Genomic DNA, 21,359 nt, shown 5'->3' on the forward strand with positions numbered 1-21,359 from the left:
CCCGCCGTGGCGGGCGGCGGTGGGGGCCCCGCCACTACGGCGACCGGGCGCCGTACGGGCGCCGTGCCCGGGGGCAGACGCCTGAGGGCCGCGCCGGACCTCGCCGAGGCCACGGAGCGGGCCGGGACGCTCGACCTGGTCGACACGGTCGCGGCGACCCTGCTGCGCGCCGCGCCCGGCGACCCCCGGCGGGCGCTGGAGGCGGCGGCGCGGGTTCTGCACGGCCGGTTCGCCGACTGGGTGATCGGCGACATGACCGGGGCCGAGGGGGCCCGGCCGGTGCGCCGCGCCGTGGTGCTGGGCCCGGCCGGCGACCAGCCGCTCGCCGGGGCGCTCATGGAGCAGGACCCGGCGGACTGCCCCCTCGTGGCCGAGGTGGCCGCGGGCGCCTCCGCTTCCCTCCAGGTACGGCCCGAGGACGCCCTGGCGCTGGGTACGGATCCGGCCGGGGCGGCCGTGCTCGTACGCGCGGAGGTCAGCTCGCTGCTGTGTCTGCCGATCGTGGGCGACACCGCCCCGGGCGCGGACGCCCCCGAGGTCCTGGGTGTGCTGACACTGCTGCGCTGCGGCGCGCGGCGGGCGTTCTCGATGGCCGAGGCGCAGGCCGCCGACGTGCTGTCCCGCCATGTGGGGCTGGCCATGCGGCGGCCGGGCTGACCGGCGCCGCCCCGGCGCCGCGCGGCGGTTCTGCCCGCGCGGCGCCCTGTCGGGCGGCGTCGTGGTCGGGCGGCGTCCTGGCAGGCGGTTCCCTGTCAGGCGGTTGTCTGGCAGGCGGTCCCCTGTCAGGCGGCGTCCCGCATGATGTCCTCCCGCAGCCGCGTGCAGCAGCGGCTTATGAGCCGGCTGACGTGCATCTGCGAGATGCCGAGGTCCTCGGCGATGCTGCTCTGCGTCATGTCCCGGAAGAACCGCATGTAGAGGATCTTCTGCTCGCGCTCGGGAAGCGAGCGGAGCCTCGGCTTGACCGCCTCGCGGTCGACGACCACGTCGAGGGCCGGGTCCGGCCCGCCGAGGGCGTCGACGAGGGTGTAGCCGTCCTCGGTGCCGGGCAGTTCGGCGTCCAGGGACAGGGCCGTGAAGCTGTCGAGGGCTTCGAGGCCCGCGACGGCCTCCTCCTCGGTCATGCCGGCCTTCTTGGCTATCTCGGAGACCGTGGGGGCGCGGCCGCCGACGGAGTGCGAGAGCTCCTGGTAGGCGACGCGGACGCGGCCGCGGAGGTCCTGCACGCGGCGCGGCACGTGAAGAGTCCACATGTGGTCGCGGAAGTGACGCTTGATCTCTCCGGTGATGGTGGGCACGGCGAAGCTCTCGAAGGCCGCGCCGCGCGACGGGTCGTACCGGTCCACGGCCTTGACCAGGCCGAGCGCGGCGACCTGCTTGAGGTCCTCGAGTGCCTCGCCACGATTCCGGAAACGGCCCGCGAGCCGGTCGGCCATGGGAAGCCAGGCGCGCACGATGTCCTGGCGCACGGCCTCCCGTTCCTCGCCGGGCGGTAGCGTCGCCAGACGCTGGAACGCCTCGGCGGTGTCGGGTGCGTCGTCGTGCGGATGCTTCGTGTGAGCGAGGGTACGCATGTGGTCTTCAGCTCCTTGAACGGCGCTGATGGGTTGCTGTCACCCCGGGGAGCGCCGCCTGGACCGGGCAAGGACACGCCCGGAGCGGGGGGCCGCTCCCACGGACGTGCCTCCGGTCCGAAGCACGAGGTGCATATGCCCGGGGGCCGCGGTGGCAAACGCCTTGATCCCACTGTCGGCGCGATTGCCCCGTTCGGCTTCCGCAGGTGGGCGCGGCAGGACCACTACTGGCCGGTTCTACCCTGCGGTCGCGGTTGAGCGCGGTGATATATCCGCAGATGGCCGCATCCGTGCCGGGCGCGGGCAAGAGGGCTGCGGAGATCTTCGGGGAGGCGGCGAAGTTCGGCTGTCCGGGTGACCGGGGCGACTACGCCGCGTCCGCGGGCGTCACCGGCTGATCGGTGACGGGGAGCGGTGCGGCCGGGGCGGTGAGCGGGGTGACCGGGGCATCGCCCTCGGCTTCGCCGGCGGACTCCACGGCCTCGGCGTCCTCCTCGGCCTCGGCCGGCACCACGGGCTCACCGGGCTCTCCGTGCTCACCGGGTTCCACGGTCAAGGCCGGCAGGACCAGGTCCTCGTAGCAGGCCATCGCCAGGATCACCCCGAGCATCAGGGGCGGCAGCAGCAAGGCGATCAGCATGGCCATGACGTCCATCGCCTCGTCCTTCCGTCCGTCGGGAGGCGGCGTGGGGAGCGGCCCCGGCGGGACCGCCGTCCACGCCCCGGGCCGCTCCGCCGCCCTTCACCCCTTGGCCGTTCGGCCGCTCAGGCACTCGGCCGCAGCGGCGAGTCCCCTGCACCGGAGCACTCAAACCAGCGGCAGACGCCGCCGGGGTTTGCTGCGGCCCGGCCGGGTACCCGCCCGGCGACCGACCCACGCGGACCGTGGAGGGCGCCATGCAGCGAGGCAGCGATCGGCTCAGCCGCCGTCAGGACGATGAGATGAAGCACCAGCTCAAGGGGCTGCTCCAGTCCGGCCACCCGACCAGGACCGAGGAGTGGCACGACCCCGAGCCGGTGGCCGACGACGACCCGGAGCTGGCCTCCGGAGGTCGCGTCCCGTCCGACGCGTTCGAGGCGTTGCGTCTGGAACTGGCCCGGCACCTCGCCCGGACGCCGTTCCCGGCGCACCGAGGGGACCTGTTGCGCGTCCTGCGTGAACGGCACGCACCTGATCCGCTCACGCACCGTGTGGAGGGCCTCCCCGGAGACCGGACATACCGCAGCGTGCAGGACGTCGCGGTCGCCCTGCACCGCCGGTGACCGGCAGCACGGAGGGAGTGACCGACAGCCATGGCGCAGCTCGTGAGAGAAGTCATGACGCCGGGCGTCGCCGCGGTCCGCCCGGACGCCTCGCTGGTCGAGGCGGCGCAGCTGATGCGTGCCCAGGACATCGGGGACGTACTGGTGGCCGACGGGGACCTGCTCGTCGGCGTGGTGACGGACCGGGACATCACCGTACGGGCGGTGGCCGAGGGCGCCGACCCGCTCACCGTGAACGCCCAGACCGTGTGCACGCCCGACCCCGTGTGCGTGGCACCGGACGACGACGTGTCCACCGCCGTACAGCTGATGCGGCGGCACGCCGTACGGCGGCTGCCGGTGATCGAGGACGGGCGGCCGCTGGGTGTGGTCAGCCTCGGGGACCTGGCGGTCTCGGAGGACTCGACGTCGGCACTCGCCGACATCAGCAGGGCCGAACCGAACACCGACACCGCATGAGGAAGGGGCGTTGATCGTGCGCATCGCGTTTCTCGTGGCGCCGGAGGGCGTCGAACAGGCCGAACTCACCAAGCCGTGGCAGGCGGTGACGGAGGCCGGGGACTCGCCCGTCCTCGTCTCGACCAAGCCGGGCCGGATCCAGGCGTTCGACCACCTGGACAAGGCGGACACGTTCCCCGTCGACCGGACGGTCGACGAGGCGTCGGCGGACGAGTACGACGGGCTGGTCCTGCCCGGCGGCGTCGCCAACCCGGACCTGCTGCGGACGGACCGGAAGGCGGTCGACTTCATCCGCGGCTTCTTCGAGACCGGCAAGCCGGTCGCGGCGATCTGCCATGCGCCGTGGACTCTGGTGGAGGCGGACGTCGTGCGGGGGCGGCGGCTGACGTCGTATCCGAGTGTGCGTACGGACGTGCGGAACGCGGGGGGCGAGTGGGTGGACGAGGAGGTCTGCGTCAGCGACACGGGCCCGAACACCCTGATCACCAGCCGCAGGCCCGCCGACCTGAAGGCGTTCTGCGCGGCCTTCATCGCCGAGTTCCGGAAGGCGGCGCGGAGCACCAGGGCGGCCTGAACGGAGCGGACCGGCCATCAGGACTTACGGCCCAGCATGGCCAGGAGCTTCGTCTGGGCGTCGGCGTCCGGGGGGACCGGGACGGCCTCGGCGAAGTAGCCGGTGCCCGACAGGGAATCCGCGTAGGGGGTGAACTCCTGGAGGGCGAAGTCCACCAGGGGCAGCGGCAGGCGGTCGTCCGCTCCGATCGCCCGCGACAGGTCCCACGAGTGGACGACCGCGTCGGCCACCATCTGCGAGCAGTAGGCGCGGGCCGGGGTGTCCCCGGACGACAGGTTCACCGTCCGGTCCAGCGCGCCCTCCTCGCGGAAGGCGTCCCGCGCGCCCGCCATGGCGCGGTCCCAGGCGGCGACCGGGGCGTCCCCCAGGACGTCGCCGTCGTACGCGTCACCGACCTCCGCGACGGTGCGCCCTGTGCCTACGAGGTCGACGACCCACAGCTGCTCACCGGTCAGGTGACTGACCAGGTCCCGTACGGACCATTCGGTGCACGGCGTGGGGTCGTCCCACTGGTCGTCCCGGACGGCGTGGACGCGCGACGAGAAGAGTTCGAGCGCCTCCGCGTGCCGGTCGAGGAGCGGGCTGCCGGACATGGGTCACCTCCACGTGGGGTTCGGGGTTCCACTCTGTGCGGGGACGCCGGTTCGCGCGACAGCAGAGGTCTGTGTGTCGGCCGAACGCACGGGTACTCGTCCGGCACGGACGTTCCGGCCCCGGGAGGGAAGCCATGCAACTCGCCTTTCTGACCAGTCTCTACGACCGTCCCGGACCGTGGGCCAGCGTGTATCTGGACACGTCCCGGATGGACGAGTCCGCCAGGTGGCGGCGGGAGCTGCAGGCGCGGAACGCCTGCGACGAGCTCGCCGCGCAGGGCGGCGACGACGCGACCGTGCAGGCCGTGTACCAGGCGCTGTCGGACTGGCCCCGCCCGGCGGGCGAGGCCGGGCGGGCGGTGTTCGCGACGCACGGCGAGGTCGTCCTGGACCCGCCGCTGGCCGTGCGGCCGATCGCCCCGTCCCAGGTGTTCTGGTCCGCGCTGCCTCGTCTGGGGCCGCTGCTGGACCTGGCGGCGCAGGAACCGGCGTGCCTGGTGGCGTACATCGACCGGACCGGCGCGGACCTGGAGCTGCGCAGTGCCATCGCGTCGATGCCGGCCGGGAAGGTGGAGGGCACGAAGCAGTGGCCCATGCACCGCACGGCGACGAACGCCTGGTCCGAGCGGCACTTCCAGCTGAGTGTGGAGAACACCTGGGATGAGAACGCCGCGGAGATCGCCGACGCGATCGCCGGCGCCGTGGAGGAGCTGGGCGCGGATCTGGTGGTGCTGTGCGGTGACACGCGTGAGCGGCGCTCGGTGCACGAGCGGCTGCCCGCGGGCCTCCGGGCGACGGTCGTCGAGACCGAGCACGGCGGCCGCGCCGCGGGCTCGTCCCGGCTGCTGCTGGACGAGGACGTACGGGCGGCCCGGGAGACGTATCTGCGGCGTACCGCCGAGGCCGAGCTGGACCGGTTCCGGGCGGCGCGCGCGCCGGAGGGCGCGAGCGCGGCCGGGTCGGGCGCGGCCGAGGGTGTGCCGGCACTGGTCGAGGCGGCCCGCGAGCACCGGATCGCCGAGCTGCTGATCCGCCCCGAGGGGCCGGACGCGCACCGCCAGGTGTGGGTGGGCGCCGAGCCGGACCAGGTGGCCGTGCGCCGCACGGAGACGCAGTACCTGGGCGACACCGAGCCGCTGCCGGCCCGGGCGGACGACGCGCTGCTGCGGTCGGCGCTGGCCACCGGGGCGGATGTGCTGCGCGTGCGGCCGGAGATCGAGGACGAACTGCCGGTCGGCGGGCTCGGCGCGCTGTTGCGGTGGCCGTACGACGAGCAGGAGACCGAGGCCGCGACCATGTGAGTACGCGGATGTGAGCACGCGGATGTGAGCACGCCGATGTGAGCGTGCGGCCGGGCGCCCGTCAGCCTTCCTCGCCGATGGGCGCCTCCGTGATGTCGAGGAACACCTGGTCCACCTCGGGCCACCGGCGCGCCACGGTCCGTTTGATGCGCTCGGACACCAGCTCCACCTCCTCGCTGTCCAGCCCGGGTACGAGGTCCACGCGCGCGGCGACCAGGGCCGAGTCCGGGCCGAGCCGCATCGTCAGCAGGGCGGCCACATTGTCGATCTCGGGCTGGGCCGCCAGGAGTTCCCGGATGCGGGACGCGAGAACGGGGTCCACGGCCTGGCCGATGAGCTGGTCGCGGGCCTCGCGGCCGAGCCGGTACGCCACGTACACGAGCAGCAGCCCGATCGCGAAGGACGCCCCCGCCTCCCAGACGGCCTCGCCGGTCGCCAGGTGCAGGCTCATCCCGGTCATCGCGAAGGCCACGCCGAGGACGGCGGCGCTGTCCTCTCCGAGGACGGTACGCAGCGCGGGGTCACGGCCGTCCTTGCCGTGGGTGCGGAACTGGTGCAGGGCGCGCAGTAGCGAGGTGCCCTCGGCGAGCAGGGCGACACCGAGGACGGCGAGGCCGACGGCGTAGCGGGACGAAGGTTCGCCGTGGTGTCCGGCGAGCGCCTGGTAGCCCTGGAAGAAGGAGAAACAGCCGCCCATGACGAAGATTCCGACGGCGGCGAGCAGCGACCAGAACCAGCGCTCCTTGCCGTACCCGAACGGGTGACGGCGGTCGGCCGGACGGCGGCTGCGGCGCAGGGACGCGAGCAGGAACACCTCGTTGAGCGTGTCGGCCACCGAGTGGGCCGCCTCCGACAGCAGGGCGGGCGACCCGGCGATGAGCCCGCCGGCGGTTTTGGCGGCGGCGATGACCAGGTTCGCCGAGAGCGCGACCCAGACCGTCAGCCGGGTCCTGTGGTCCGACCGGCGTGCTTTCGCGTCCCGCGTCGTCACGTCACCACCGTACGAGCCGTGTACGGGGCCGGATGCGGGGCACCCGGAGTTGCGGAGGTGCAGACCATGGTTCCCATCTTGCTGATTCTGCTGCTTGCCATCGTGCTCTTCGGTGTCGGGTTCCTCTGGGATGTCCTGTGGTGGATCGCGCTGGCCGTGCTGGTGATCTGGCTGCTCGGCTTCTTCATGAGGGGTTCGACGGCGGGGGGTGGACGGTCGCGCTGGTACCGGTGGTAGAAGCGCGCACACCGGAGCGCCGACGGGCTCGGAGCCGGTCGGCGCTCCCGTGTGTCGAGCCTGTCTGTCGTCAGTGCGCGATCACCCGTTCCACCAGCAGCTTCACCGCCGCGGCGATCGCCTCCGCGTCGATGCCGGAGGTGTGCAGCTGCTCCTCCGGGGTCGCCGACGCGGGCATTGCGCGCACCGCGAGGCGGGCCGTACGGGGTGCGGGGCGGCCGTCGGCGAAGGCTTCGGCGACCGCGTCGCCCAGTCCGCCCTCCGGGTGGTGGTCCTCGACGGTGAGGACGCAGCCGGTCTGGCCTCCGGCGTCGTTGAGCGTCTCGACGTCCACCGGCTTGACGGAGTAGAGGTCGATGACACGTACCGGGATGCCCTCGGCGTCGAGCAGGTCTGCCGCCTTGAGAGCCTCGTGGACGGTGACGCCCGCGGCCACGACGGTGGCCTTGTCGTGCTCGTGGTGGCGCAGCACCTTACTGCCGCCGACGGGGAAGTCCTCGTCGGGGCCGTAGATCACGGGTGTGTCGCCGCGCGTGGTGCGCAGGTAGCGGATGCCGTCCAGATCGGCCATGGCGCCGACGAGCCGGGCGGTCTGGTTGGCGTCGCACGGATAGAGGACGGTGCTGCCATGAACGGCGCGGAGCATCGCGATGTCCTCCAGGCCCATTTGGGACGGGCCGTCCTGCCCGATGGCGACACCCGCGTGGGAGCCGACCAGATTGACGCCGGCGCGGCTGACGGCGGCCATGCGGATGAAGTCGTGGGCGCGGGTGAGGAACGCTGCGAAGGTCGACGCGTACGGCACATAGCCGCGGGCGGCGAGGCCGACGGCCGCGGCGACCATCTGCTGTTCGGCGATGTAGCACTGGATGTACCGGTCGGGGTGGGCCTTGGCGAAGAACTCCGCGCGCGTGGAGTCGCCGACCTCGGCGTCGAGGGCGACGACCCGGCCGCGTGCCGCGCCGACCGCTTCGAGGGCGTGCCCGAACGCCGTACGGGTGGCGACCTCGTCGCCCACGTCGAAGCGGGGCAGCTCGGGCTCGGTGTCCTCCACGGCGGGCAGCACCTCGCCCTCGGACGGCCGCTGGACGGTGACCCGGATGCCGCGTACGCCGCCGAGTTCGGCGATCGCCTCCTCCGCGTCCGGCAGGGGCTTGCCGTGCATTCCCTCGCGGTCCTCGACGGCCTCGACACCGTGGCCCTTGCGGGTGCGGGCGAGGATCGCGGCGGGCTGCCGGACGGTGGAGCGGGCCTCGGCGAAGGCGGCGTCGACGGCCTGCACGTCATGGCCGTCGACCTCGATGGTGTGCCAGCCGAAGGCGTGCAGCCGCCGCGCGTACGCGTCGAGGTCGTGTTCGTGCCGGGTGGGGCCGCGCTGGCCGAGCCGGTTGACGTCCACGACGAGGGTCAGGTTGTCGAGGTGGTTGTACGCGGCGTGCTCGACGGCCTCCCAGACGGAGCCCTCGGCCATCTCACTGTCGCCGGACAGGACGTACACGCGGTACGGGATCCGGTCGAAGCGCTGCCCCGCGATGGCCATACCGACGGCGACGGGCAGTCCCTGGCCCAGGGAACCGGTGGCGACGTCCACCCAGGGCAGCCGCGGCGTGGGGTGCCCTTCGAGGCGGCTGCCGAGGGTGCGGTAGCCGAGGAGCTCTTCGTCGTCGACGGCGCCGGCCGCCCGGTACAGGGCGTAGAGGAGCGGTGAGGCGTGGCCCTTGGAGAGGACGAGCCGGTCGTTGCCGGGATGGTCGGGCCGGTCGAAGTCGTAGCGCAGATGGTGGGCGAGGAGGACCGCGGCGAGTTCGGCGGCCGACATGGAGGAGGTGGGGTGGCCGGAGCCTGCCGCGTCGGCTGCGCGTACCGCGTCGGCCCTCAGCTGCTGGGCCAGGTCGGCGAGTTCCTCGTACTGCATGGCGTCGTTCACTCCTTCCCGGTTCCACCGGTGACGCGGGCCGGCTCGGGCGCGTCGGTGTCGAGGGGGACCTGCCAGGAGCGGACCAGGCCCAGCTGGACGGCCTGTCGGGGCAGGGCGGCGTCGAGCAGCCAGTCGGCGGCGACACGGACCCGGTTGCCGGGCATGGCGGCCAGGTGGTAGCCGCGGGTGACGGCGCCGGCGAGCGGCCCGGACAGAGGGACTCCGAGCGGGTTGGCCGCGGCCTTGACGCCGCCGAGGTCCACGGCGAAGCCCAGGTCGTCGTGGCGGTACGGCACGGGGTGGCCGTGGCCGAGGGACGCGGCGACGTTCCGGGCCGCGGTCTTCCCCTGCCGGGAGGCGTGCTGCGCCGTCATGGGGGTGAGCCGGCCGGGACGGGCCAGGTCGGGCACGGCGGCGGCGTCGCCGCATGCGAAGACCTCGGGGTGACCGGGGACGTTGAGCTCTGGAGTGACGACGAGGCGGCCCTGTTCGAGGGGCAGGCCGAGCTCCTCGACGAGCGGGTCGGGGCGGACGCCGACGCACCAGATCAGCCCGCGTGTGGAGATGAACCGGCCGTCGTCGAGCCGGACGCCGTCGGCCGTGGACTCCTGCACGGAGGTGTTCGTGCACACCTCGACACCCCGGTCGCGCAGGACGCGGTCGGCGGTGTCGGCGAGCCGCTCGTCGAGGCCGGGCAGGACGCGCGGGGCGACGTCGACGAGCAGCCAGCGGGGCTTCAGGCCGCGGGGCCAGGCGGACTGCTCACGGACGAGGGCGTCGGTGAACATCTTGCCGTGGGCGGCGACCTCGGTCCCGGTGTAACCGGCCCCGACGACCACGAAGGTGCAGCGTGCGGCGGCGGTGTCGGGGTCGGTCTCGGTGGCGGCGAGCTCTATCTGCCGGGTGATGTGGTCGCGCAGGTAGAGCGCCTCGGGGAGATCGCGGAAGCCGGTTGCGTGCTGGGCGACGCCGGGGATGGGGAGGAGTTTGCTGACGCTGCCGGCGGCGAGGACGAGCCGGTCGTAGCGGATCTTCCCAGAGGTGCCCTCGGGGTCGGTGCAGTGGACGGTGCGGTCCTCGAGGTCGATGTGGTCGGCCTGGCCGAGGACGAGCCGTACGTGGCGGAGGGTCCCCGGCAGGGACACGGTGACGCGGCGGGGTTCGAGGATCCCGGCGGCGACCTGGGGGAGCAGCGGCAGATAGAGGAAGTAGTCGGTGGGATTGAGCAGCACGGTCTCGGCGCGTCCGCGCAGGAGCCGGGAGAGTCCGCGTGCGGTCTGGTAGCCGGCGAACCCGGCTCCGACGACCAGGACGCGCGGGCGGTTCCGGGTAGGGGTGGTCACAGGGCCTCCTGCTGAGGGGGTGGATGCGGTCAGGCGCGGTGGTGCGGGGTCTCCGGATCGACGGGCGGACCGGGGGGCTCGGACGGAGCATGCTCGGCGGGCGGAGCGTGCTCGGTCGGCGGTGCGGGCTCGTCGGGGCCGGAGGCCTGCGGGGTCTCGACCGGGTGGCGCTCGGCGGTACGCGCCGCGCGGCGGCGCACCACCTCGATCAGCGCGGCCAGCAGGGCACCCCCCAACGCCGCGGCCGTCGCCCGTACCGGCTTCCTCGACCGCGGGGACTTCGTTTCCATGCGGCGGCGGGTACCCGGGCGCCCCCGCGCGTAACACCGCACTCGTCGTCCATATATTGAGAAACACGTCTCGCTATTCGGCATAGCGGCGTACCGTTGCTGCCCTGCCCGATCACCCCGAGAGACGGAGTACGGCGATGACGGAAGCTGTCTACACGCACGGACACCACGAGTCGGTGCTGCGCTCGCACCGCTGGCGCACAGCCGAGAACTCGGCGGCGTACCTGCTGGGCGAGCTGCGCCCCGGCCTGGACGTGCTGGACGTGGGCTGCGGACCCGGCACGATCACGGCGGACCTGGCCGCGCTGGTCGCACCTGGCCGGGTCACGGCGGTCGACGCGGCCGCCGACGTCCTGGCGCAGGCCCGTGCGGTCGCCGCCGGGCGCGGACTGGACGACATCGAGTTCGCGGTGGCCGACGTCCACGCGCTGGACTTCCCCGACGACTCGTTCGACGTGGTCCACGCCCACCAGGTGCTCCAGCATGTGGGCGATCCGGTGGGGGCACTGCGCGAGATGCGGCGGGTGTGCCGCCCCGGCGGGGTCGTCGCCGTGCGGGACAGCGACTACGCGGCGTTCACCTGGTTCCCCGAGCCGCCGGTGCTGGACGAGTGGCGGGAGCTGTACCGCCGGGTGGCGCGGGCCAACGGCGGCGAGCCCGATGCGGGCCGACGGCTGCTGTCGTGGGCCCGGCGGGCCGGCTTCACCGACATCACCCCGAGCGCCGCCGTGTGGTGCTACGCCACACCCGAGGAGCGCACATGGTGGAGCGCGCTGTGGGCGGACCGTACGACGGAGTCGGTGTACGCACGACTGGCGGTCGACGGCGGCCATACGACGCCGGAGCGACTGGCGGCCATCTCCGCCGGCTGGCGGGAATGGGGGGCGGACGGCGACGGTTGGTTCGCGGTGCCGCACGGCGAGGTCCTCTGCCGGGTGTGATCCGCCCCAACTACCCTTTCCGGCATGGAGATCCTCGGCACCACTCTGCGTATCTGCGTCGACGACCTGGACACCTCGGTCGTCTTCTACGAACGGCTCACCGGCAGCCGGGCGCTGCGGTTCGAGCGCGGCGGCGTCCATGTCGCGGCCGTCGGCTGTTTCCTGCTGATGAGCGGGCCGGAGGCGGAGCTGGAGGTGCTGCGCAGGGTGACCGCGACGATCGCGGTGGATGACGTGGATGTGGCGCACACGGCACTGACCGAGGTGGGCGCCCGGGTGGTGGCGGGCCCGGTGCCCACACCGGTGGGCCGGAATCTGATCGCCGTCCACCCGGACGGATCGGTGTTCGAGTACGCGGACAGGCGGGCCGGCTAGGGAGTGTCCGGCGGGACCGGCGTCTCGGCGGTGACCGCCCAGCGTTCGTGGTCGCGCCACGCCCCGTCGATGAACAGCATCGCCGGGGAGAAGCCCTCCTTGCGGAACCCGGCGCGGCGCACCAGGGCGAGCGAGGCCGTGTTGCCCGGCTGGATGTTCGCTTCCAGGCGGTGGAGGCCGAGCGGGCCGAAGGCGTGCCGCACGACGAGGCCGAGCGCCTCGCCCATCAGACCCCGGCCCGCGGCGTGCGCGAAGGCGCCGTAGCCGAGGGCGCCGCTCTGGAAGGCGGCCCGCACGATGTTGTTGATGTTGATGAACCCGGCGACGGCGCCGTCGGCGCGCTCGCACACCAGGTACCCGGCGCGTGCCGGGTCCTCGATGAGCGCGCGGGCGTAGGCGGCGTACGCCTCCGCGGTGTCGGGCGGGAAGAGCCAGGGCCGGTGGAGGCCCCGGCTCTCCCGCGCCCGGGCGGTGAACTCGTCGGCGTCCCGGTACCGGAACGGCCGCAGGCCCACCCGCGGGCCTTCGGCGAGGTACGCGGGGGGCGGGCTGCGGTGATCGGCCATTCAGCCAGCGTACGAGGCGACGCCGGGGCCGCTCGGTGGCGGTGGCGTTCGGTGGCCGGTGACGCTCAGTGGTGGGAGAGGACCAGCGGCCGCTCGGCGTCCGTGCTCGTGGTCTCCTCCCGGGGGCGCTGGATGAGCAGCGACGTCAGCACACCCACGCCCAGGAGGGCGAGCGCGGTGTACATGGCGTGCTGGTAGCCGGCCTCGGTGACGCCGTGGGCGTCGCTGCCCGCCGTGATCATGGCGGAGGCGAGGGCGATACCGAGGGACGCGCCGATACCGAAGCAGGCGCCGTTCAGCCCGGAGAGCGAGCCCGGCTTGTCCTTGGGTGCGGTGGTGACGGCCAGGCCGTTGAGGCCGGTGAGCATGAAACCGCCGTAAGTGACGCCGAGCGCGGCCAGCGAGGCGACGAGGATCCACTCGCTGTGCAGGAAGAGCGTCGCGAAGAGGAAGATCACGAAGTTGGCGGCGGCGCCGGTCACGACGATCCTGCGCCAGCCGATCTTCGGGCCGAGGCGGCCGGTCAGCGGGGCGGAGATCACGCCGATGAGCTGGATCGGGGTGAGGAAGAGGATCGCCGAGGTCACCGCGGACAGGCCGAGGCCGACCCGGGCGTCCTGCGAGAACAGCGGGATGGTCAGGGCGATCGCACCGAACGCGCCGCCGAGGGTGCAGACCGTGGTGAGCAGCAGCGGCCAGGCGCGGCGCGAGGCGAGCACGTCGAGGTCGATGACCGGGTTGGGGGCGCTCTTCTGCGAGACGACGAAGAAGGCCAGCGATGCGAGGCCGCCGAGGAGGAAGCCGAGCGTGAGGGCGGACGTCCAGCCCCAGGCGGCGCCCTGGGCGAGCCCGACGAGGATGCCGGTGAGGCCGAGGGCCAAGGCGGTGATGCCACGCGAGTCGAAGCGGGCGCCGGGCTCGGTGGTGGGCGGCACGTCGGGTACGTAGCGGCGGACGCCGATCAGTCCGGCGACGGCGATGAGGGTGGAGCAGACGAAGATGCCTCGGAAGCCGATGGTGTCGGCGATCTGGCCGCCCGCGATGGCGTCGACGCCGGCGAGGCCGCCGTTGACGGCGGTGATGATGCCCGCCGCCTTGCCGAAGCCGGCCGGTGTGAGCAGCTGGTTCAGGGTGAGGAAGGCGAGGGTGAACATCGCGGCGGAGACGCCCTGGAGGACACGGCCCGCGATGAAGATCTCGATGTTGGGCGCGAAGACGCAGAGCAGGTTGCCGACGATGAGGACCACGGCGCAGACGAGCATCATGGGCTTGCGGCCGCGTTGGTCGCTCAGACGGGCCAGGGTGACCTGGCCGATGGCCGCCATGAGGAAGAACAGCGTCTGGGAGAGACCGGCGGCCGCCGTCGTGGTGCCGAGACGCTCGATCACATCCGGCAGCGCTGGGCTCAGCATGGTCGCGTTGATCTGGTAGCCGAGGACGGCGAGGACCATCGCGAGCAGCATGGGGCCGCGCCCCGAGAGGTCGGATTCGGCTCCGGAACGGGTCCGGCCGAGCGTGGTTGACATGTCGGCCCCTTTGCCTGGGATGTCATCTCGTGCAAGTGCTGTGGACGCCGTCGGCAAGTGTTGTCAGACAAGCGCCAGAGCACACCTTCTGTTCTACGCGCGTAAAACGTCAAGGGCCTCCTGGTTGTGACCTACGTCGTCCGCCCGTCCGGCCTGGTCGGAACGGATTGCCGGGCGGGCTGCGCGGGGCATACCGTGCGCCATGACCTGCTGACAGGTGAGCCCGGGAGGAACAGCGGTGGTCAGTGCGGAGCGGCGGCGCCCGGTCGTGGTGCTGTACGAGCGGATCGTCGACGCCATCCACGCCGGCGCGTACCCGCCCGGCTCGACCCTGCCGTCCGAGCCACGGCTCGCCGCCGAGCTGGGCGTGAGCCGGCCCGCGCTGCGCGAAGCGCTGCTGCTGCTCCAGGAGGACGGGCTGCTGTCGGTACGCCGGGGTGTGGGCCGCACGGTCAACGAGGGCCCGCCCCGCCGGGGCTTCGAGCATGTGCAGCCGCTGGAGGAGCTGCTCGGCGCGGGCGCCCCCGTCCGCGTACGGGCGCTGCTGCGGACCATGGAGGAGCCGACGGACTTCACCACCCAGCACCTGCTCGCCCCGGCGCGGGCGGAGCTGCGGTTCTGGGAGTCGCTGCTGGCGGCGGAGGGCACGGCGGCGTCGCTCAGCCAGGAGTGGGCGGCGCCCGACGCCGTACTGGAGCGCGCCCATCCCGCGTTCGCGGCGGCCCTGCGGGAGGTGGCGGCGCCGGAGCGCACGTCGATGCTGGCCGTGCTGGCCGGGGCGTCGCGCGGGGTGCCGCTGGGGGCGCACAGCGCGGTGACGGCGACGCTGCTGGGGGCGCGGCGGGGCGAGCAGCTGGGACGTCCCGCCGACACCCCGGCGGTCCTGGTCACGCAGGTGGTGCGGGCCGGGGAGACCCCGGTGCTCGCGGCGAAGCACATGCTGCCGACGGGAGCGCCCGCGCTGCCGGTGCTCCAGTCGAGCTGACGCCCGCCCGCACCGCGGACCGGCGGCGGGTGCGGTCGGTACCGGACAAGCCCCCGGCGGACCGAGGTCCGGCGTGCCCTACACTCCCCGCATGTACTTGTCTGACAACCTCGCCTCGAACGTCGCCGTAGCCGACTGGATCCGCCGGGCCCCCAAGGCCGTCCTGCACGACCACCTCGACGGTGGTCTGCGTCCCGCCACGATCATCGAGCTGGCCCGTGCCTGCGGGTACGCCGGGCTGCCGACCGAGGAGCCCGGCGAGCTCGCGGTGTGGTTCCGGGACGCCGCCGACTCGGGGTCGCTGGAGCGGTACCTGGAGACGTTCGCCCACACCTGCGCGGTCATGCAGACACGCGACGCGCTTTTCCGGGTCGCGGCCGAGTGCGCCGAGGACCTGGCGGCCGACGGGGTCGTCTACGCGGAGGTGCGGTACGCGCCCGAGCAGCACCTCGCGGGCGGCCTGACCCTGGACGAGGTCGTCGGGGCCGTGAACGAGGGCTTCCGGGAGGGCGAGCGGCGTACGGACGGGCGGATCACCGTCGGCACCCTCCTCACCGGCATGCGGCACACCGACCGCTCCCTGGAGATAGCGGAGCTGACCGTCGCGCACCGGGACCGGGGCGTCGCCGGGTTCGACATCGCGGGCGGCGAGATCGGCAACCCGCCGGCCCGCCACCTGCCCGCCTTCCAGCACCTGAAGCGGCACAACTGCCACTTCACCATCCACGCCGGCGAGGCCGTCGGCGCGGAGTCGATCCACGAGGCCGTGCAGGTGTGCGGCGCCGAGCGGATCGGCCACGGCGTGCGCATCACGGACGACATCGCCGCCGACGGCACGCCGGGCCACCTCGCCGCGTACATCCGCGACAACGGCATCGCCCTGGAGGTCTGCCCGACCTCGAACCTCCAGACGGGCGCCGCGAAGGACTACGCCTCGCACCCGATCGACCAGCTGCGCCGCCTCGGTTTCCGGATCACCCTGAACACCGACAACCGGCTGGTGTCCGGCACCACCATGAGCGAGGAGTTCCAGCACATGGCGGATGCCTTCGGCTACGGCCCCGAGGTGTTCGAGGAGTTCACGGTCGCCGCCGTCGAAGCCGCGTTCCTGCCGCTGCCGGAGCGCCGCCGGATCATCGACGAGGTCGTGCGCCCGGGGTACGCGGCTGTCCGAGCCGCCCGCTGACGACCGGCAGCGACCGTTCGGGCGCTTTCCGGAGCACTCGTCGTAGCGGGGGCCGCTCAGCCGAGCGCGGGCGCGTCCAGGGTCAGTGTCCCCGCGTCCGCGTCGAGTTCGGCGGCGGCCCCGAGCGGTACGGTCAGGGCGGGGGTGCCGTGCCCGAAGCCCAGCTCCTCGACCACCGGGACACCGAGTCCGCCGAGCCGGTCCCGCAGCACCTCGCGCACCGCGCCGTACGGCCCGCAGTCCTCCCAGGAGCCGAGCGCGACGCCCGCGACCCCGTCCAGCAGGCCGGCGCGCAGGAGTTGGGTCAGCATCCGGTCGATCCGGTACGGCTCCTCCCCCACGTCCTCCAGCAACAGCAGCCCGCCCCGCAGCGACGCCCGCCCGTCCGGTGTGCCGAGCCCGGCGGCCAGCAGGCTCAGACAGCCGCCCACGGTGACACCGCGCGCCCGCCCCGGCACAAGGGCCCGCGCGGTGTCCGCGCCCAGTGTGCGCACGGACCGGGGCTCGAACAGCGTGGCCCGCAGTACGTCCTGGGTGCCCGCGTCCTTGAGGAAGGCGACCGCCCCGGCCATCGGCCCGTGCAGCGTGGCCAGGCCCAGGCGGAGCGCGAACGCCTCGTGGAGCGCCGTGGCGTCGCTGAAGCCGACGAACACCTTCGGCCCGGCCGCCCGCATGGCCGTCCAGTCCAGCAGGTCGACGACGCGCTGGGCGCCGTACCCGCCGCGCGCGCAGATCACCGCGTCGACCGCCGGGTCGCACCACGCGGCCTGGAGGTCCCGGGCGCGGTCCTCGTCGGTGCCCGCCAGGTAACGGGCGACGGGGTGGCGGTCCAGGACGTGCGGCAGGGCCACGGGGTCGAGGTCCCAGCCGCGCAGGATGTCCAGACCGGCCTGGAGCCGCTCCTCGGGCACCGGGCCGCTGGGCGCGACGACCGCGACCCGGGCGCCCGGCCTCAGCCGCGCCGGCCGGGTCAGGGGCGGGAGAAGGGAACGGCTCACTTCCTCAGCTCCAGGAGCGGGACGTCGAACCGCTCGATCGCGAAGGTCTGTACGTACAGGGAGAGTTCGGACTCCAGGGCGCGGACGAGGGTCTCGGCGCGGCGGAAGCCGTGCGCCTCGCCCTCGAAGGCGATGTACGCGTGCGGGATGCCGCGGCCCGCCATCCGCGCCAGGAACCGTTCGCACTGCACGGGTGGGCAGATCAGGTCGTCGAGCCCCTGGAGCAGCAGGAACGGTGTGCTGATCCGCTCCACCCGGGTGATCGGCGAGCGTTCCCGGTAGCGGCCCGGCACCTCGGCGCGCGGCCCGATGAGCGACTCCAGATAGTGCGACTCGAAGTCGTGGGTCTCCCCCGCCCCCCAGCCGCTCAGGTCCAGGACCGGGTAGCGGATGGCGGCGCAGGCGTACACGTCGGTTCCGGCGAGGGAGGCGGCGGCGGTCCAGCCGCCGGCGCTGCCGCCGCGGATCGCGAGCCGCGCCCGGTCGGCGGTGCCCTCGGCGGCGAGCGCCTCGGCGACGGCGGCGCAGTCCTCGACGTCGACGACGCCCCACTGTTCGCGCAGCTGCTCGCGGTAGGCGCGGCCGTACCCGGTGGAGCCGCCGTAGTCGACCTCGGCGACGCCGATGCCCCGGGAGGTGAAGTAGGCGATCTCCAGGTCGAGGACGAGGGGTGCGCGGCCGGTGGGGCCACCGTGCGCCCACACCACATAGGGCGGCAGTTCGTCGTCGGGGGCGACCCGGTCGGGGTTGTGCGGCGGGTAGATATGGGCGTGGATCTCCCGGTTGTCCGGGCCGGTGAAGGTACGGATCTGCGGCTCCGGGTAGTACGCGGGGTCGACCGGGTCGCGGTGGGCGGCGCCGATGACACGCGCCCGGCCGGTGCCGGTGTCCAGCTCCACGACCTCGTACCCGCTGCGCGGGCTGGCGGCGACACCGAACACCCGGCTGCCGTGCGCGGTGAGCGTGGGTGCCCACTCGGTCCAGGGGCCCGCCGCGTCGACGAGTTCACCGGTCTCGGGGTCGAGGATGCCGAGCGCGGTGGTGCCCCTGCCGTGGAGGACGGCGACGAGCCCGCTGTCGAGCGGCTGGAACCAGTTGAGGCCGACCTTCCACAGCGGCCCGCCGAATTCCTCGTCCCGGCCAGGGCACAGGGCGGTCGCGGCCGTGCCGCCGGGTGCGATCCGGTGCAGTTCCCACCAGCCGCCCCGGTCGGAGGCGTACAGCAGGGAGCCGTCGGCCGCCCAGTCGGCCTGGCAGACCGACTCGTCGACGGCCCCGGCGACCGGCGCGACGGCGGTGAACGGGCCGCCGTCGACGACGTCGCCGGTCATCACGAGCGTGCCGTCCCACGGCATGAGCGGGTGGTCCCAGGCGAGCCAGGCCACGCGCCGACCGTCCGGGGAGAGCCGGGGGCCGGTGACGAACCGGTGCCGGTCGTCGGTGAGTTCGCGTACGGCGCTGCGGTCGTCGGCCGCCGACCCGTCGAGCGGTACGGCGGTGATGACCCGCCGCACGTCGCCGGGCCCGTCGCCGGTGTACTCCTCCAGGACGCACCACACCTCGTCGCCGTCCGGGTGGATGACGGGGTCGGCCCAGCGCAGCCCGCCGCCGGTGCCGGAGACCGGGGTGAGGGGCCGGGGCGGGGCGGTGCCTTCCGGTTCGTACGCGTACAGCCGCTGGTCGGGGAAGTGGCAGAAGACGACGAGCGGCCCGGCGGCACCGGCTCTGGGGGCGCCCGCCCAGGGCCGTCCGCCGTACTCGACGACCCGGCTGCGGATGTTCCACGGGGCGGGCAGGACGGGCTGTTCGGCGCCGTCGGCGGTCCGCCGCACCAGGGCGCGGCGGCCGCCCTCGGCGGGGCGGGGCTCGGTCCACCACACCTCGTCGCCGACCGTCCCGACGTACTCGGGAAGTCCCTCGTGCGCGGCGGCGAGCCGCGCGTCGATCGGTGACGGCCACGTTCCGTAGGCCCCCGTGGGCACCATGGACGACTCCCCCCTGTGGGCTATGCGGACTGCAGATAGTGGTCGAGGACGCGGACGCCGAAGTGCAGCGCGTCGACCGGGACACGCTCGTCGACACCGTGGAACAGCGCCTGGTAGTCGAAGCCGGCGGGCAGCTTCAGCGGGGTGAAGCCGTAGCCGACGATGCCGAGCCGGGAGAACTGCTTGGCGTCGGTGCCGCCGGACATGCAGAACGGCACGACGTGCGCGTCCGGATCGAACCGTTCGAGCGCGGCGCGGAGTCTGGCGTACGTGGGGGAGTCGACCGGCGCCTGGAGGGCGGTCTCCTTGTGGTGGAACTCCCAGTCGACGCCGGGCCCGGTCAGTTCGTCGAGGGTGGCGATGAACTCGTCCTCGCCGCCCGGCACGATCCGTCCGTCGATATGGGCGGTGGCGACGCCGGGGATGACGTTCACCTTGTAACCGGCTTCCAGCATGGTCGGGTTGGCGCTGTTGCGGATCGTCGCCTCGACGAGGGCCGCGGCGGGTCCCAGCTTGCCGAGGAGCCCCTCGATGTCGAAGTCCGGCCCGTCGAGGTCGGGCTGCTCGATGGCGTGCAGCGCGGCGAGTTCGGTGAGGGCGGCACGGACGGTGGGGGTGAGCCGGACCGGCCACTGGTGTTCGCCGATACGGGCGACGGCGGCGGCGATCCTGCTGACCGCGTTCTCCCGGTTGACCTTGGAGCCGTGCCCGGCTCTGCCCTGCGCGGAGAGTCTGAGCCAGGCCGTGCCGCGCTCCCCCGCGCCGATCGGGTAGAGCGGCATGCGCGGCCCGGCGTGGAAGGTGTACGCACCGGACTCGCTGATGCCCTCGGTGCAGCCCTCGAACAGGCCGGCGTGCCGGTCGGCGAGGAACCCGGCGCCGTCCTCGGCGCTCGCCTCCTCGTCGGCGGTGTACGCGAGGACGATGTCGCGGCGCGGCCGGATGCCGCGGCGGGCCCAGTCGCGGACGACGGCGAGGACCATCGCGTCCATGTTCTTCATGTCGACGGCGCCCCGGCCCCACACGACACCGTCCCGGACCTCGCCGGAGAACGGGTGCACGGTCCAGTCGGCGGGCTCGGCGGGCACGACGTCGAGGTGGCCGTGGACGAGGAGCGCGTCGGCGGACGGGTCGGTGCCCTCGATGCGGGCGACGACGTTCGTGCGGCCCTTGGTGCGCTCCAGCAGGACCGGTTCGAGCCCGGCGCCGGCGAGGTGTTCGGCGACGTACTCGGCGGCGGGGCGCTCCCGGCAGTCGCCGCCGCCGCGGTTGGTGGTGTCGATCCGGATGAGGTCGGAGGTGAATCTCACCACCTCCTCGAAGGCCGGCCCGGCCGGCGGGTCGTGCTCCTGGCCCTGCTCCTGCGGGGTCGGGTCAGCCATACTGCTCCTCCACTGCGGCCGAGACGATCGTGGTGACCGCCTTGAAGGTACGGATGGCCTCGTACATCGTGTCGCTGGTGTACGCGATGCGGCGCTCGCCGCTGACCGCCGCGCCCGGGACGACGGTGGCGGCCGCGGCCAGGTGCTCCGCGTCGAACTCCAGCTCCACGGTGAACGGCCCGCCGCGCACCGGTTCGTACCGTACGGCGAGACGCGTCGCGTCCTTCGCCGCGGCGCGGATGTCGGCGGCCGTACGGGTGGGTGTACGGCAGACCGCCGCGTACCGCGACACATGGTCCTTGACGGCGACCATACGCGCTTCGGGCGCGTAGCCGAGAGCGTCCCGGCATGTGAGGTCGTCGCCGGTGACGAGAATGACGGGAACGCCGTACTCGGCGACGACATGCGCGTTGAGGTAGCCCTCGCCGGCGCGGGTGCCGTTGAGCCAGACGCCGGTGATGGAGTTGGCCAGGTAGGTGTGGGCGAGGACCCCTTCGGCGCCGGCTCCGGTGTGGTAGCCGACGAAGGCGATGCCGTCGACGTCGCCGTGCTGGACGCCCTCCACCATGGAGAGCGACTTGTGCTTGCCGGTCAGCATCTGGGCGCGGGGGTCGAGTCGTTCGAGTAGCAGGTTCCGCATGGACCAGTGGGCTTCGTTGATGAGGACCTCGTCGGCGCCGCCTTCGAAGAAGCCGAGGACGGCCGCGTCGACGTCGGAGGTGAACATCGACCGGCAGCGCTCCCACTGGGGGGTGCCGGGCAGGACGTCGGCGGGCCAGGTGACCCCGGTCGCGCCCTCCATGTCGGCGCTGATGAGGATCTTCATGCCCACACGTTACGCGGCGGTGGGGAGCCGTACCAGGTGCGGACCC

Annotated in this window: 23 protein-coding genes and 1 pseudogene; 11 read left to right on the forward strand and 13 right to left on the reverse strand. The window is 73.4% G+C overall.

The genetic code is table 11. The annotated features are described in order from the left end of the window. Window positions 1–657, forward strand: a pseudogene (locus tag FVS66_RS34875) (PAS domain protein); the annotation flags it as partial. Window positions 658–782: 125 nt separating this feature from the next. On the opposite strand, the gene FVS66_RS08755 reads toward FVS66_RS34875, so the two are convergent. After that, on the reverse strand, window positions 783–1,574 hold the full coding sequence (locus FVS66_RS08755) for an RNA polymerase sigma factor SigF (protein ID WP_149180448.1): 792 nt from the start codon (window positions 1,572–1,574) through the stop codon (window positions 783–785). Window positions 1,575–1,828: 254 nt separating this feature from the next. Here FVS66_RS08755 and FVS66_RS35415 point away from each other — a divergent pair, with 254 nt between their 5' ends. Further along, window positions 1,829–1,972 (forward strand): hypothetical protein, encoded by a 144-nt coding sequence (locus tag FVS66_RS35415; protein ID WP_222946913.1) that lies wholly within the window; start codon window positions 1,829–1,831, stop codon window positions 1,970–1,972. On the opposite strand, the gene FVS66_RS08760 is transcribed toward FVS66_RS35415, so the two are convergent. Then, window positions 1,942–2,229 carry a hypothetical protein gene (locus FVS66_RS08760; RefSeq protein WP_149180449.1) on the reverse strand — a complete coding sequence of 96 codons (288 nt, stop codon included), beginning with the start codon at window positions 2,227–2,229 and terminating at the stop codon, window positions 1,942–1,944. The genes FVS66_RS35415 and FVS66_RS08760 overlap by 31 nt on opposite strands. Before the next feature lie 287 nt (window positions 2,230–2,516). Between FVS66_RS08760 and FVS66_RS08765 the strand changes: the two genes are divergently transcribed. Genes FVS66_RS08765 through FVS66_RS08775 form a run of 3 tightly spaced genes read left to right on the forward strand, consistent with a single transcriptional unit; the run spans window position 2,517 to window position 3,870 of the window. Then, the gene (locus tag FVS66_RS08765) at window positions 2,517–2,837 is read left to right on the forward strand and encodes a DUF2795 domain-containing protein (protein WP_316248174.1); all 321 of its coding nucleotides are present in this window, start codon (window positions 2,517–2,519) and stop codon (window positions 2,835–2,837) included. Between the two features lie 30 nt (window positions 2,838–2,867). Next, the gene (locus FVS66_RS08770) at window positions 2,868–3,296 is read left to right on the forward strand and encodes a CBS domain-containing protein (RefSeq protein ID WP_149180451.1); all 429 of its coding nucleotides are present in this window, start codon (window positions 2,868–2,870) and stop codon (window positions 3,294–3,296) included. A 16-nt stretch (window positions 3,297–3,312) separates the two neighbouring features. Then, the gene (locus FVS66_RS08775; protein WP_149180452.1) at window positions 3,313–3,870 is read left to right on the forward strand and encodes a type 1 glutamine amidotransferase domain-containing protein; all 558 of its coding nucleotides are present in this window, start codon (window positions 3,313–3,315) and stop codon (window positions 3,868–3,870) included. 17 nt (window positions 3,871–3,887) lie between these two features. On the opposite strand, the gene FVS66_RS08780 is transcribed toward FVS66_RS08775, so the two are convergent. Continuing rightward, entirely contained in the window at window positions 3,888–4,463 is a 576-nt protein-coding gene (locus tag FVS66_RS08780; RefSeq protein WP_149180453.1) for a TIGR03086 family metal-binding protein, read from the reverse strand. Window positions 4,464–4,597: 134 nt separating this feature from the next. Between FVS66_RS08780 and FVS66_RS08785 the strand changes: the two genes are divergently transcribed. Further along, window positions 4,598–5,764 (forward strand): Vms1/Ankzf1 family peptidyl-tRNA hydrolase, encoded by a 1,167-nt coding sequence (locus tag FVS66_RS08785; RefSeq protein ID WP_149180454.1) that lies wholly within the window; start codon window positions 4,598–4,600, stop codon window positions 5,762–5,764. Between the two features lie 61 nt (window positions 5,765–5,825). Here FVS66_RS08785 and FVS66_RS08790 read toward each other — a convergent pair whose 3' ends face one another. Next, a complete protein-coding gene (locus FVS66_RS08790) occupies window positions 5,826–6,755 on the reverse strand; it encodes a cation diffusion facilitator family transporter (protein WP_262386883.1) in 930 nt (309 codons plus the stop codon). Between the two features lie 66 nt (window positions 6,756–6,821). Here FVS66_RS08790 and FVS66_RS08795 point away from each other — a divergent pair, with 66 nt between their 5' ends. After that, the gene (locus tag FVS66_RS08795; RefSeq protein WP_149180502.1) at window positions 6,822–6,992 is read left to right on the forward strand and encodes a hydrophobic protein; all 171 of its coding nucleotides are present in this window, start codon (window positions 6,822–6,824) and stop codon (window positions 6,990–6,992) included. 70 nt (window positions 6,993–7,062) lie between these two features. On the opposite strand, the gene FVS66_RS08800 is transcribed toward FVS66_RS08795, so the two are convergent. Genes FVS66_RS08800 through FVS66_RS08810 form a run of 3 tightly spaced genes read right to left on the reverse strand, consistent with a single transcriptional unit; the run spans window position 7,063 to window position 10,543 of the window. After that, window positions 7,063–8,907 (reverse strand): transketolase, encoded by a 1,845-nt coding sequence (locus FVS66_RS08800; RefSeq protein WP_149180455.1) that lies wholly within the window; start codon window positions 8,905–8,907, stop codon window positions 7,063–7,065. 8 nt (window positions 8,908–8,915) lie between these two features. Further along, the gene (locus FVS66_RS08805; RefSeq protein ID WP_149180456.1) at window positions 8,916–10,253 is read right to left on the reverse strand and encodes an NAD(P)/FAD-dependent oxidoreductase; all 1,338 of its coding nucleotides are present in this window, start codon (window positions 10,251–10,253) and stop codon (window positions 8,916–8,918) included. Window positions 10,254–10,282: 29 nt separating this feature from the next. Beyond that, window positions 10,283–10,543, reverse strand: a complete 261-nt coding sequence (locus FVS66_RS08810; protein WP_149180457.1) for a hypothetical protein — start codon at window positions 10,541–10,543, stop codon at window positions 10,283–10,285. Window positions 10,544–10,680: 137 nt separating this feature from the next. On the opposite strand from FVS66_RS08810, the gene FVS66_RS08815 reads away from it, so the two are divergent. Both FVS66_RS08815 and FVS66_RS08820 read left to right on the forward strand, forming a co-directional pair. Further along, the gene (locus tag FVS66_RS08815; RefSeq protein WP_149180458.1) at window positions 10,681–11,484 is read left to right on the forward strand and encodes a methyltransferase domain-containing protein; all 804 of its coding nucleotides are present in this window, start codon (window positions 10,681–10,683) and stop codon (window positions 11,482–11,484) included. Between the two features lie 24 nt (window positions 11,485–11,508). Further along, complete coding sequence (locus FVS66_RS08820) at window positions 11,509–11,859, forward strand: VOC family protein (RefSeq protein WP_149180459.1); 351 nt, start codon at window positions 11,509–11,511, stop codon at window positions 11,857–11,859. On the opposite strand, the gene FVS66_RS08825 is transcribed toward FVS66_RS08820, so the two are convergent. Continuing rightward, window positions 11,856–12,425 carry a GNAT family N-acetyltransferase gene (locus FVS66_RS08825; RefSeq protein ID WP_149180460.1) on the reverse strand — a complete coding sequence of 190 codons (570 nt, stop codon included), beginning with the start codon at window positions 12,423–12,425 and terminating at the stop codon, window positions 11,856–11,858. The two genes, FVS66_RS08820 and FVS66_RS08825, sit on opposite strands and share 4 nt — an antisense overlap. A gap of 65 nt (window positions 12,426–12,490) precedes the next feature. After that, window positions 12,491–13,951: an MFS transporter gene (locus FVS66_RS08830; RefSeq protein ID WP_149180461.1), complete on the reverse strand. Its 1,461-nt coding sequence runs from the start codon at window positions 13,949–13,951 to the stop codon at window positions 12,491–12,493. Between the two features lie 238 nt (window positions 13,952–14,189). On the opposite strand from FVS66_RS08830, the gene FVS66_RS08835 reads away from it, so the two are divergent. Both FVS66_RS08835 and FVS66_RS08840 read left to right on the forward strand, forming a co-directional pair. Beyond that, window positions 14,190–14,936, forward strand: coding sequence for a GntR family transcriptional regulator (locus FVS66_RS08835; protein ID WP_149180462.1), 747 nt, complete (start codon window positions 14,190–14,192; stop codon window positions 14,934–14,936). A gap of 91 nt (window positions 14,937–15,027) precedes the next feature. After that, a complete protein-coding gene (locus FVS66_RS08840; protein WP_149180463.1) occupies window positions 15,028–16,122 on the forward strand; it encodes an adenosine deaminase in 1,095 nt (364 codons plus the stop codon). A gap of 56 nt (window positions 16,123–16,178) precedes the next feature. On the opposite strand, the gene FVS66_RS08845 is transcribed toward FVS66_RS08840, so the two are convergent. The 4 genes from FVS66_RS08845 to FVS66_RS08860 are packed head-to-tail and all read right to left on the reverse strand — an operon-like array spanning window position 16,179 to window position 21,313. Next, window positions 16,179–17,120, reverse strand: a complete 942-nt coding sequence (locus tag FVS66_RS08845; RefSeq protein ID WP_149180464.1) for an LD-carboxypeptidase — start codon at window positions 17,118–17,120, stop codon at window positions 16,179–16,181. Continuing rightward, the gene (locus FVS66_RS08850; RefSeq protein WP_149180465.1) at window positions 17,117–19,105 is read right to left on the reverse strand and encodes a prolyl oligopeptidase family serine peptidase; all 1,989 of its coding nucleotides are present in this window, start codon (window positions 19,103–19,105) and stop codon (window positions 17,117–17,119) included. The genes FVS66_RS08845 and FVS66_RS08850 overlap by 4 nt, the downstream gene beginning before the upstream one ends. Before the next feature lie 20 nt (window positions 19,106–19,125). Next, the gene (locus tag FVS66_RS08855; protein ID WP_149180466.1) at window positions 19,126–20,487 is read right to left on the reverse strand and encodes a M20/M25/M40 family metallo-hydrolase; all 1,362 of its coding nucleotides are present in this window, start codon (window positions 20,485–20,487) and stop codon (window positions 19,126–19,128) included. Next, window positions 20,480–21,313, reverse strand: a complete 834-nt coding sequence (locus tag FVS66_RS08860; protein WP_149180467.1) for a M55 family metallopeptidase — start codon at window positions 21,311–21,313, stop codon at window positions 20,480–20,482. The genes FVS66_RS08855 and FVS66_RS08860 overlap by 8 nt, the downstream gene beginning before the upstream one ends. Window positions 21,314–21,359 lie beyond the last annotated feature (46 nt).

It is taken from the genome of Streptomyces sp. TRM49041, assembly GCF_008271805.1.
In the GTDB taxonomy this organism is placed as follows: Bacteria; Actinomycetota; Actinomycetes; order Streptomycetales; family Streptomycetaceae; genus Streptomyces.